The 11495-nt window shown below is 49.2% G+C and carries 11 protein-coding genes, 1 pseudogene and 1 riboswitch; of the genes and pseudogenes, 4 read left to right on the top strand and 8 right to left on the bottom strand.

Annotated features, from left to right (window positions below; translation table 11 throughout):
• Window positions 1–572: pseudogene (locus tag Q1V74_RS10035) on the bottom strand (tRNA CCA-pyrophosphorylase); the annotation flags it as partial.
• Window positions 572–2671, bottom strand: a complete 2100-nt coding sequence (locus Q1V74_RS10030) for a transglycosylase SLT domain-containing protein (protein ID WP_300648595.1) — start codon at window positions 2669–2671, stop codon at window positions 572–574. The gene Q1V74_RS10030 and the pseudogene Q1V74_RS10035, both read right to left, overlap by 1 nt.
• Before the next feature lie 26 nt (window positions 2672–2697).
• Between Q1V74_RS10030 and Q1V74_RS10025 the strand changes: the two genes are divergently transcribed.
• Complete coding sequence (locus Q1V74_RS10025) at window positions 2698–3318, top strand: 5-formyltetrahydrofolate cyclo-ligase (protein WP_260649449.1); 621 nt, start codon at window positions 2698–2700, stop codon at window positions 3316–3318.
• On the opposite strand, the gene metF is transcribed toward Q1V74_RS10025, so the two are convergent.
• From metF to metK, 4 genes are all read right to left on the bottom strand, one after another.
• Window positions 3308–4144, bottom strand: coding sequence for a methylenetetrahydrofolate reductase [NAD(P)H] (gene metF, locus Q1V74_RS10020; protein ID WP_300648592.1), 837 nt, complete (start codon window positions 4142–4144; stop codon window positions 3308–3310). The two genes, Q1V74_RS10025 and metF, sit on opposite strands and share 11 nt — an antisense overlap.
• A gap of 11 nt (window positions 4145–4155) precedes the next feature.
• Window positions 4156–4491, bottom strand: a complete 336-nt coding sequence (locus tag Q1V74_RS10015; RefSeq protein WP_260649451.1) for a phage holin family protein — start codon at window positions 4489–4491, stop codon at window positions 4156–4158.
• 53 nt (window positions 4492–4544) lie between these two features.
• The gene (ahcY, locus tag Q1V74_RS10010) at window positions 4545–5945 is read right to left on the bottom strand and encodes an adenosylhomocysteinase (RefSeq protein ID WP_260649452.1); all 1401 of its coding nucleotides are present in this window, start codon (window positions 5943–5945) and stop codon (window positions 4545–4547) included.
• Window positions 5946–6012: 67 nt separating this feature from the next.
• A riboswitch (S-adenosyl-L-homocysteine riboswitch) is annotated at window positions 6013–6097 on the bottom strand.
• Between the two features lie 59 nt (window positions 6098–6156).
• Window positions 6157–7320 carry a methionine adenosyltransferase gene (metK, locus tag Q1V74_RS10005; protein ID WP_300648588.1) on the bottom strand — a complete coding sequence of 388 codons (1164 nt, stop codon included), beginning with the start codon at window positions 7318–7320 and terminating at the stop codon, window positions 6157–6159.
• 221 nt (window positions 7321–7541) lie between these two features.
• Between metK and Q1V74_RS10000 the strand changes: the two genes are divergently transcribed.
• The 3 genes from Q1V74_RS10000 to Q1V74_RS09990 are packed head-to-tail and all read left to right on the top strand — an operon-like array spanning window position 7542 to window position 10049.
• Complete coding sequence (locus Q1V74_RS10000; RefSeq protein WP_300648586.1) at window positions 7542–8396, top strand: lysophospholipid acyltransferase family protein; 855 nt, start codon at window positions 7542–7544, stop codon at window positions 8394–8396.
• Window positions 8397–8416: 20 nt separating this feature from the next.
• Window positions 8417–9091, top strand: a complete 675-nt coding sequence (locus tag Q1V74_RS09995) for a DUF484 family protein (protein WP_300648584.1) — start codon at window positions 8417–8419, stop codon at window positions 9089–9091.
• Complete coding sequence (locus Q1V74_RS09990; RefSeq protein WP_300648582.1) at window positions 9066–10049, top strand: tyrosine-type recombinase/integrase; 984 nt, start codon at window positions 9066–9068, stop codon at window positions 10047–10049. The genes Q1V74_RS09995 and Q1V74_RS09990 overlap by 26 nt, the downstream gene beginning before the upstream one ends.
• Here the strand turns inward: Q1V74_RS09990 and Q1V74_RS09985 are convergent.
• Together Q1V74_RS09985 and Q1V74_RS09980 are read right to left on the bottom strand one after the other, a co-directional pair.
• Window positions 10046–10987 carry a zinc ABC transporter substrate-binding protein gene (locus tag Q1V74_RS09985; RefSeq protein ID WP_300648580.1) on the bottom strand — a complete coding sequence of 314 codons (942 nt, stop codon included), beginning with the start codon at window positions 10985–10987 and terminating at the stop codon, window positions 10046–10048. The genes Q1V74_RS09990 and Q1V74_RS09985 overlap by 4 nt on opposite strands.
• Window positions 10968–11495, bottom strand: a 528-nt coding sequence (locus Q1V74_RS09980; protein WP_300648579.1) for a metal ABC transporter permease, incomplete at its 5' end; no start/stop codon positions are given. The genes Q1V74_RS09985 and Q1V74_RS09980, both read right to left, overlap by 20 nt.

Here is an 11495-nt window from a genome sequence, read left to right as displayed (position 1 = left end):
ACCTCGCCATTTTCTACCAGCACCGTGGCAAACTGCATCGTGGTAGGCGCAATAGAAAAATCAGAAAAACGCGCTGCAAAACGCGCTAAACGCAACAACCGGACTGGATCCTCGATAAACGCATCGCCGACATGGCGTAATATACGTGCTTGTAAGTCCGCATACCCATGCAAAGGATCATGAAGCTGCCCCTGCGCGTCGACGGCCATCGCATTGATGGTAAGATCACGCCGTTGCAAATCGGCTTCCAGAGTCACGTCCACACCAGTATAAAACGTAAAGCCTTGATAACCACGCCCAGATTTACGCTCTGTCCGCGCTAAAGCGAACTCCTCTTTGGTACGAGGGTGAAGAAAAACAGGAAAATCCCCTCCCACTGGAATAAAGCCGCGTTGAGCAAGCTGCTCTGGTGTGGCACCCACCACGACCCAGTCTTTATCCCCTGCCTTCAACCCAAGCAATGCATCGCGTACCGCACCCCCTACCACATAGCAGTCTAACCCAGCTAACAACGGATCCTGTGGTCCAAATAAGGCTTGCAGCGCCTGCTGCTGCGTATCCGACAAGCGCATTAGGGTAGCTCCGTTTTTGCTCTTGCCTGCGGCGCAATCGTACCAAGCCGCTGCTTTAAGGACTGCGGCTGCCCACTAAACACCATGGAATAGTAAGTGGCATTAGATAGCACATTTTTTACATATAAGCGGGTTTCTGTAAACGGTATGGTTTCAGCAAATATCGCTCCCTCTACAGGGCCTTGTAAACGTGAGCGCCAATTAATGGGACGCCCAGGTCCCGCGTTATAACCAGCCGAAGCCAATACCTCAGAACCATTTAACTGCTGTAACACCATATTTAAATAGTTTGTCCCCAAGACGGTGTTGACCTCAAAGTCATTGACCATGGCGGGCTTAAAGGTTTTCATACCAATTTTATTGGCAGTCCATTTGGCTGTTGCTGGCATAAGCTGCATCAAACCCGATGCCCCCACGCCAGAGCGGGCATCTGTCATAAAGCGCGACTCTTGCCGGATTAAGCCATATACCCAAGCGGGATCCAAGCCAATTAAACGTGCTTTTTCTGTAACTTTACCCTCAAATGGCGCAACAAAACGTTGGCTAAAATCAATTTCCTGTTTAGTCAGCAATGAGGTGTTTACAACCCGATCATAAACCTGATGGTGACGTGCTAGCTCTGCAGCGGCGCGTAACTGTCTATCGCTCATTCCTCGGATCCCATACCCCCATTCTGCAGTCGCTTCTGGACGCCAACCTAATTTAAATAACTCCAACGCACGTAATAACGCTGGACGAGTCTGCACATCTTGCATATCGGCTACCGTCACAGCTGGTGGAGCAGGTGGCAACGGAATAGCTCGCCCGAGCTCTTCATTAGCGAGCTGACCATAAAAGCCTAGGTCATCCGTAATCGACATAAAAGCGGCTTGCGCCTCGGTAGCTTTGCCTTGTGCTGCCAAAGCACGACCACGCCAATACACCCACACTGGCTCTGATGCCTGTCGAGCCGACATTTTTGCTATGGCTTGCTCTACCCGCACCCAGTCAATTGGATATTGCCGAAGCTCAGCCCGCACTTCCCAGGCATGGTTATAATCCGTTTTCGGGCTTTTCCCTGATTTTCTATACCAACGCGCAGCATCGTTTTCCACCCGCAAGGCCGGCACTAACCCAAACTGCCCCCACACCCAATCTATGTTTTCTTGAGGCAGTTTGCTTTGCCATTTTTGTTCAATATATTGAGCCTGTGTGGCACGATTTGCTTCACGAGCTAAGCGTGATAAAGCCAATGTGACGAGCTCCTGATCGGCTTGTCCTTGTACCGTGGTTTTCTTATCTAGCCATTGACGAGGCGTTTTCATCAAGGCAGTGTAATCCTGCATTTGTTTACCATCAAAAATAATGGCAGCAAAACGACGCGCATCGTTTGTTTTGCCCTGTTCTAAAGCGGCGCGCATTAAATCACGCACAGCCTGAAAGCCCACCGCCTTATCGGACCATAGTTGGTCTAATAACGACCAGCAAGTCGCCCCAGGCCGAAACGAACGCAACAAAGCCTCTGTGTCTAAACGCTGCCCCTGCATATGTAAACCATAGGCCACCGCACAACGTACCTGTGTATTACCTAAGTCTGCTGGGTTTAGCTGATTGATCAAAGCAAAATCACCGGCTCGCACCGCCGCAATGGCCCAATCCCCTTTTAAGCGTTGGGCTAAATACTCATCATCATACTCACGTAAAAACTGCCACAACTGATCTGAAGGCACAGGACGTGTTGTATCGTAGAGCTGTTGACGCAAATGCCAATAGGCAGGATAAGCACCCAGCACCGGATCGGCTTTTGCCGGCTGGACCAACGCCTCTAACTGTTTCCAGTTTTTGGCTTGTACTGCCTCTCGAGCCTGTAAAACAGCTTGACGCGCTTGCGCTGGGACAGGCGGTAAGCCTTGCCAACGCATGGCGGGGGGTGGTGCTGCTTTTTGGCTAACTACTGTCTGGGTTTGGACTTGTGCATTCGAATCAGAGGGCGCATTAGCTCCAGCGCAGCCAACTAATAGCAAGCTGCCTGCCCAAAGCGCCACTTGTGAAGAAAAACGTTGTCCAGACCAAAACCTGCCTGAAACCTGTTTTTTCTGATACCGTAATTGCATTACCATGTATTCGCCCTTTTAAAGAAAAGCTTATGTCTCTAAACCCAACTGATTTACGTCAAACCCTACTGCGCTTACGCGCCCAACAAGACCCAGCCGACTGCCGACGCGGTGCCCTATTGATGCGCGGCCGTTTATTTACGTGGTTAAATAGCTATAAAAAGCAATGGTCTCACCCAGATCGGCCTATACATATTGCTGCGTTTTGGGCATTAGCTCAAGAACCTGATCTACAGCCGCTTTTACAGCAATGGGCGGATGATAAGCAGTTACGTCTTAGCCTACCCTGTATAGTTGCAGAGAACGCCCCACTGGTATTTAAGCCTTGGCAGCCTACCACCCCCATGAAAAGCGCGCTGTTTGGCGTTCAAGAACCCGATACACTGGAGATTGCCCCCCATCCGGATATTATTCTTGTGCCCACGCTGGGCTTTAGTCGTCAAGGCGACCGCCTAGGTTATGGTAAAGGCTACTATGATCGCACTTTAGCACAGCTCCAAGCCCAATCCCACCCTTTTATTAGTATTGGAATAGCATGGGCTGTGGGCGATTTATCGTCTTATTCTTATCACCCTCAAGCCCATGATGTGCCACTTGATGCCGTCTTAACTGACAAAGGCTGGGCGGTACCTGCCCCGACCTTTACAGGCTAAGACGATTAACAATATTCATGGTGGCTTCCGCGCCGTTTAGCGTGTAAAAGTGCAAGCCCGGCGCGCCACCATCAATTAAATCTTGTGCCAATTGGCTGACCACATCTAAACCAAACGCCCGGATAGAAGCACGATCATCACCAAAATCCGCTAAGCGCAAGCGAATCCACCGAGGAATTTCCGCCCCACACATATTTGAAAAACGCAACAACTGTGAGGAGTTAGTAATAGGCATAATGCCAGGGATGATAGGAATCGTGACACCAGCTTTTTGTACACGCTCCACAAAATCAAAGTAAGCACCTGCACTATAAAAATACTGCGTAATCGCTGCGTCTGCTCCTTGGTTAACCTTATGGACGAAATGACGCACATCGTCATCAAAAGAAAGGGCCTGTGGGTGCATTTCTGGATAAGCGGCTACCTCGATATGAAAGGCATCTCCACTGTGTTCGCGAATAAATGCCACCAGATCGCTGGCATAGCGTAACTCGCCCACATCCCCCCCCATACCGGAAGGCAAATCCCCGCGCAATGCCACTAATCGCTTCACGCCTTTTTGCTGATAAGAGTCCAAAATCTCAGCAATATCGGCTTTACTTGCGCCAATACAAGATAAATGCGGCGCCACATCAAAACCCAAATTTTGCAAAAGCTGCACCGCATCCGCCGTACCCGAGCGGGTGGAGCCCCCTGCCCCGAATGTCACACTCACGTAACTAAGGTTTAACCCCATTAAGGATTTTGCTGAACGCACAAGTTTTTCCTGTGCGGCAATGTCGCGCGGAGGGAAAAACTCCGCGCTAAGAATCGCTTTAGCACTCATTTATTTTTAAATTATGGAATAAGTTTAGACAATAAGCTGGTAGCGATACTGTACACAATCGCTCCAATAAACGCCCACCAGAAACCTGTTACCTCAAACCCTTTGAGGATAGAACCAGCCAGCCAGAATAACAGAGCGTTAATAACCAAAAGAAATAAACCCAATGTCACAATCGTGAGCGGCAGTGTTAGCACTTGTAGCACTGGCTTTAACAGCATGTTTAACAGCCCTAGCACAACAGCCGCTATCAGTGCTGAGCCAAAGCTGGCCACATGAATACCGGGTAATAAGTAGGCTACGATCAATAAGGCTACGGCGTTTAAAATCCATACGAGTAATAAAGTCATCTTCCACGCTCCGTTATAAAAAGGGCATCTACCTTGCAGATGCCCAAAAAAAATTAATAACGATAATGATCGACCTTGTACGGCCCCTCTACGGGAACGTTAATGTATTTAGCTTGTTCTTCTGTTAGCGTGGTTAAATTCACACCAAGCTTAGCTAAATGCAGGCGAGCGACCTTTTCGTCCAAGTGCTTAGGCAATACGTATACCTTACCACTTTCGTAACGCTCACCGTGATTGAAAAGTTCAATTTGTGCAATAGTTTGGTTCGTAAACGACGCCGACATCACAAAAGAGGGGTGACCCGTCGCACACCCTAGGTTGACAAGACGCCCTTGAGCTAACAAGATGATACGCTTGCCATCAGGGAAAATTACGTGGTCCACCTGAGGTTTGATTTCCTCCCACTCCAGATCCGCCAACGAGGCCACGTCAATCTCATTATCAAAGTGACCAATATTACATACAATGGCTTGGTCCTTCATGCGCTCCATATGCTCGCGTGTGATCACATGGTAGTTACCTGTGGCCGTCACAAAAATATCCGCCTTATCTGCTGCTTCTTCCATGGTAACGACACGATAGCCTTCCATCGACGCCTGCAAGGCACAAATGGGGTCGATTTCAGTAACCCAAACCTGAGCGCGTAGCGCTTGCAAAGCTTGCGCACAACCTTTACCCACATCCCCAAAACCACATACTACGGCGATTTTGCCAGCCACCATAACATCAGTGGCACGCTTAATCCCATCGACCAAGGATTCACGGCAGCCATACAAATTATCAAATTTAGACTTAGTCACCGAGTCATTGACGTTGATAGCAGGAAAGGCTAGCTCACCTTGTTTAGACATCTGATATAAACGCTGTACTCCCGTGGTGGTTTCTTCGGTAACGCCTTTAATCTGCGCCAAACGTGTGGAGTACCAGGTTGGATCCTGCTGCAAGCGTGCCCGGATACTAGCGAACATGACTTTTTCTTCGGAGCTACCTGGATGATCCAAAACGGATAGGTCTTTTTCTGCTTTTGCCCCCAGATGCAAGAGCAGTGTGGCGTCGCCCCCATCATCAAGAATCATATTGGCTTGTTCACCCGGCCAATTAAAGATCTCATGGCAATATTCCCAGTACTGCTCAAGGCTTTCGCCTTTAATGGCAAACACGGGAATCTGGTTAGCCGCCATCGCTGCCGCCGCATGATCCTGAGTGGAGTAAATATTGCAAGATGCCCAGCGAACCTCGGCGCCTAATGCCACTAAAGTTTCAATCAACACAGCGGTTTGAATCGTCATGTGCAGGCTACCCGCAATGCGCGCTCCCTTTAGAGGCTGAGCGTCAGCGTACTCTTCACGCGTAGCCATTAGGCCTGGCATTTCAGTTTCCGCAATGGCGATCTCACGACGCCCCCATTCGGCCAAGCCAATATCGGCAATCTTGTAATCAGAAAAGGTAGACATAAAAGCTCCTGTGATGCGGTGATCAGAACAGGAGCAAAAAAATAGCTCACCTACTCTGATCACAGAATTAAGGTGAGCGTCGTTAAAACGATATCTGTTTTACTTCACAAACCTGAGCCTGGCCAATAACGGTCGCAACGCTCCTCAGGTTTGGGGGTGGCAGCAAGCCCTATACGGCGGATTTTACCATCCGCCACCATAGAAAGTGAAATTAAAGCGCCGCTTTTAACGCTGCTGCTTTATCCGTGGCCTCCCACGTAAATTCGGGCTCGCTGCGACCAAAGTGTCCATAAGCCGCCGTTTTTGTGTAGATAGGACGCAATAAATCAAGCATTTGCACAATACCGCGGGGACGCAGATCAAAGTGATCACGCACCATCAAGGCAATTTGATCATCAGGAATGATGCCTGTGCCGTTGGTATAAACCGTAATGTTGATTGGCTCTGCCACTCCGATTGCGTAGCTAACCTGAACTTCGCATTGACGCGCCAAGCCTGCTGCTACAATGTTTTTAGCCACATAGCGCGCCGCATAAGCAGCAGAACGGTCCACTTTAGATGGGTCTTTACCTGAAAACGCCCCACCACCATGTGAGCACGCCCCCCCGTAAGTATCCACAATAATTTTGCGTCCAGTTAAGCCACAATCCCCATTAGGACCACCAATCACAAATTTACCAGTAGGATTCACCAAAAAACGGGTTTTTTCTGTAAGCAAACCTTCGGCAAAAGTGGGACGAATAATTTCCTCGATCACTGCCTCGTGAATGTCCTTTTGGCTGATTTCTGGATCATGCTGGGTAGACAGCACCACGGTATCGACCTCGGTAGGCTGACCGTCTACATAACGGAAAGTGACTTGAGCCTTGGCGTCTGGGCGCAGCCATGGCAAACGCCCATCTTTGCGTAGCTCGCTTTGACGCTGCATCAGACGATGCGAATACCAAATGGGCGCTGGCATTAAATCGGGAGTTTCATCGCAGGCATAGCCGAACATTAAACCCTGATCGCCAGCACCTTGATTCATGATTTCCTCAGGGGTGCGGTCTACACCTTGAGCGATATCAGGAGATTGTTTATCGTATGCTACCAACACCGCGCAGCTTTTATAATCAATGCCATAATCGGCATTGTCATAGCCAATGCGCTTTAGTGTATCCCGTGCCACATCAATGTAGTTCACATTGGCTGTGGTGGTGATTTCGCCAGCCATCACGACTAAACCCGTATTACATAGGGTTTCAGCAGCAACGCGTGCGTTAGGATCTTGGGTGAAAATCGCATCAAGAACAGCATCAGAAATCTGATCGGCGACCTTGTCTGGATGGCCTTCGGAAACGGATTCGGAAGTAAAAAGAAAATCGTTATGTGCCACAGTAATACATCCTGTAGGTTTTTAGTTAAAGCAAGGGCGTTGCACCACAAAAAAGCCTAAACAAGACATATCAGGGCGCGACGCTTTAGCGGGAATTTAGGTCTCTATATGAGAGTATCGCTCCGCAAGTTGTCGGTTAACTCAGCGATAGTTCTATTTTAAGCAAAAATAACCGAAGATTCATACTATATTGTTATTTATCCACACCGCATTCACTTATTATGTTTTTGTTTCTGCTCAAACTGATTGCTAAACTCCCTTTACGCTGGCTTCATGGCATCGGTCGATGCCTTGGGGTTCTCGTGTATTTATTTCCTGGTCGCTATCGCAATCGTTTACGCGCCAACGCCGCCCAAGCCGGCTACGATTCCTCTGCTTTTGCGCGCCAAGCCGCTGCAGAAACAGGCGCCATGATTTTAGAAACCCCTAAAGTCTGGTTAGATGCCCCAACCTGTTTACGTAAATGCATCTCCACCGACGAGCACGTCGTTACGCAAGCACTCGCCGAGGGCAAGGGTGTATTGTATTTAACGCCCCATCTGGGCTGCTTTGAGATCACAGCGCGTACCTTAGTCAAACATGGTCCAATTACCGTCATGTTTCGACCACCCCGCCAAGCTTTTATTGAGCCCGCTATGCGCGAATCGCGTAATATGCCGGGGTTAAACGCAGTGCCAGCCTCCGTACGTGGGATTCGTGAATTTTTACGAGCCCTCAAACGCGGCGAGGCCGTGGGCATGTTACCAGATCAGGTCCCGAGCTCTGGTGATGGCATGTGGGCTCCTTTTTTTGGGCGCGCCGCTTACACCATGACTCTAGCCGCCAAGCTAGCCCTGCAAACCAATGTACCTGTGGTATTAACCGCAGGTGAACGCCTGCCCAAAGGGCAAGGCTGGCGTATTCACTATTTACGATTACACTTGCCTGAGCCTGCCACGCTAGAAAGTATGGTCTATGCGATTAATAACGCCATGGAAACCCTAATCCAACGTTTTCCCGCTCAGTACCTATGGAGCTATAACCGTTATAAAATCCCCCCAGAGGCGCCTGCTATTCCTTCTTCTTTACAACGTTAGTTATTGTAGGATTTTTACCCATGCGTCATTACCCAGTTTCTGCAGAAGAGGTCGCGCAGTTTTTAGCTCAAAACCCACAGTTTTTTTTAGAACGACCTGACCTACTTTTAGGGTTACGCTTGCCGCACCCTCGTACCGATAAGCTAATTTCTCTGGCCGAACGTCAAACCTTGCTCTTACGAGAAAAAAACCAACGACTCGAAAAACAAATCCACCAGTTTTTACATAACGCGCGTGAAAATGAGCTGATTAGCCAAGCCTTACTTAACTGGACGTGTGAACTCTTAGCCAAACCACAAACCACAATACAGATTTGCACAACCATGTGCGCAAGCCTACAAAAACAATATGGCTTACAAAGTATTGAGTTGCGACTCTGGTGGGATCAACACCCTTTCCCCGTTGCTGACACCACCCCCAGCACAAGAGCATGGGTAGAACGAAGAGAGACACCCTATACGGGACCTGTGTCAGGCAGTCCAGCTGGTGCTTGGTTTAAGCAGCCCATGGCCTCAATGGCGGTGATCCCTCTGTATGCGTGGGATAAGCCCCACTGTGTAGGGGCATTAGCGTTAGGCTCAGATATGGCCTCTCGCTTTACCTATAATATCGGTACGGATTTTTTAGTGGCGATGGGAAAAATTTTTATGGCTATGTTGACACGCTATTATGAACCACAAAAACACATTGCCTAATACAGACACAGCAATTCAGCAATGGTTACAGTATCTGCAGTCCGAGCAAGCAGCGGCAGACACCATCGCGGCTTACCGACGCGACCTGGCTCATCTAACCCGTTTATACCCACTGCCCTCACCAGCTCGTTACGCCCCCAACCATTTACAATTTGCCTTGGGGCAACTTCAGGCCGAGGGCATACAAGCGCGCAGTCTGGCGCGCATGCTATCAGCGTGGCGTAATTTTTTTAACTGGTTTAGTCAGCACTATCAAACCAACTATAACCCTACGCTGCATCTACGTGCCCCAAGCGGTCCCATCCCCGCACCCAAAATTTTATCCATTACCCACACTGAAAAACTGCTGAACGCGATCCCCGCCGAGGATGCCGATGCCGTGGCTTGGCGTGATCAAGCTATGTTTGAGCTTTTATATTCCAGTGGCTTAAGGCTAGCTGAGCTGGTAGCGCTGGATACTCACCCTTTTCAAACCCCACACTACCAATCCAAAGCGTGGGTTGACCTTGAAACAGCCGAGGTCACGATTCACACCAAAGAGGAGCGCCAACGCACCCTGCCCATTGGCAGCAAAGCCATCACTGCCTTGCAAAAATGGCTAGAAAAACGCGCCGAACTTGTTCCCTCTGCTGTGCTCCAATCACCTCTGACTGATATGGACAGTGCTGCGGCGTTGTTTTTAGGGGTACGAGGGCAACGCATTAGTCCCCGCGTCATCCAAAAACAACTACAGCAGCGCGCCCAACAGGTTGGTATCCCTAAACCGGTGTTTCCTCATCGCTTGCGCAATAGTTTTGCTAACCATTTGCTAGAGTCTTCAAATGACACGCAAGGGGTTCAACAACTTTTGGGGCACGCCAATATCAGCTCCACACAAAGCCTTAGCCAACTAAGCGATGAGCAACGGGCCCAATTTTTAAAACTACACCCGCGGCATCAGCGTCCACCCGAAACCTAGGGCTCTAGAGCCTCTAGCAATGCTTCGCCATTCCACTGCATCATACCCAAATACGTAGACGCGGCATGTGGCGCTTTGGCCAAAGCATCTGAATACAACGGCTTGCCTATTTTAGCGTGGGTTTCCCGTGCTATCTGCTCTAACAGTTTGGGGCTGGAAATGTTTTCCATAAACAAAGCTTTAACATGGTTATCTCGCATATAATCAATCAAACCAGCCAGCTCCTTTGCCGAAGGCTCTGCTTGATTCGACGCCCCAAGTAGAGACAAAAACTCAATATCATAAGCCTGCCCAAAATAGCCAAATGCATCATGCGAGGTCACCACCGTACGATTTTGATCGGGAATCCGTGCAAAATCCTCGACAAAGCGTTGATGCAATTGCTGTATAGCCTGGGTGTAATCCTTAGCTCGCTGTGAATAGTACACACTGTTTTCAGGATCGACTTCGATTAAAGCTTCTACAATGTTTTTCACGTACACTTGCGCGTGGGCTAAGCTTTGCCACGCATGTGGATCGTACTCACCGTGGTCATGCCCATGATGGTCGTGCGCATCATGATGATCGTGACCAGGCTCATGCTCCTCTTCGTACGCTCGTAACGGAATACCCTCAATCGCTTCCACTACCTTACCTTGATACCCCGCAGACTGTACAAGCCGTGGCAGCCAGGCTTCAAAATGGGCTCCATTGATCAGGACCAAGTCGGCCTTCTGTAGAGTTTTAGCATCACTCGGGCGTGGCTCAAAGCTATGGGCATCACTCTCAGGCCCTATGATTGCAGTAGAAACCACCTTATCCCCGCCCACCTGCTGCACCATATCTGCCAAAATGGAAAAGCTACTTACAACCTCGAGCGGCTTTGCTTGTGCTGAGCCTAGCGCCCAAATCCCAAAAGCTACGCCAAACCCAACGGATTTAATCCACGTGTTTATCATTCTTTCCCCCAGTACTTACTCGTTGATAAGCGCGTATGGAACGACGTATCACTTGCCAAATCCCATCATAACGCCCAAAAAATATCGATAAAAAATAGATGGTTCCTGCAACCAAAATAATGGCTGGCGAGGCCGGCACATCAGCATGAAAGGACAACAGCAACCCAAAATACGATGCCACCACCCCCAGCCCCCCAGCACAGGCCATTTGCTGGCTAGCTGAATGCACCCAAAACCGAGCTGATGCCGCCGGCAGCATCATAATCCCTACCACCATCAATGTTCCCAATACTTGAAAACCCGCAACTAACGTCATAACTAACAGCACAAGGAAAATCGCATGTACCCACCCCATACGCTTGGACTGCAAACGTAAAAAGAACGGATCCAAACAATCCATCACTAAGGGACGATAAATCAGACTCAAGACGATCAAACTTAAAGTGGAGGTGGCTGTAACTAATAACAATGCTTCGTCATTTAGCCCAAGCACTGTGCCAAATAACAC

The sequence above is a fragment of the Paenalcaligenes sp. genome, assembly GCF_030152715.1.
Taxonomy (GTDB): domain Bacteria; phylum Pseudomonadota; class Gammaproteobacteria; order Burkholderiales; family Burkholderiaceae_B; genus Paenalcaligenes; species Paenalcaligenes hermetiae.
Note: the sequence above shows the minus strand (reverse complement) of the source record. Positions and strands in the feature narration are given on the sequence as shown.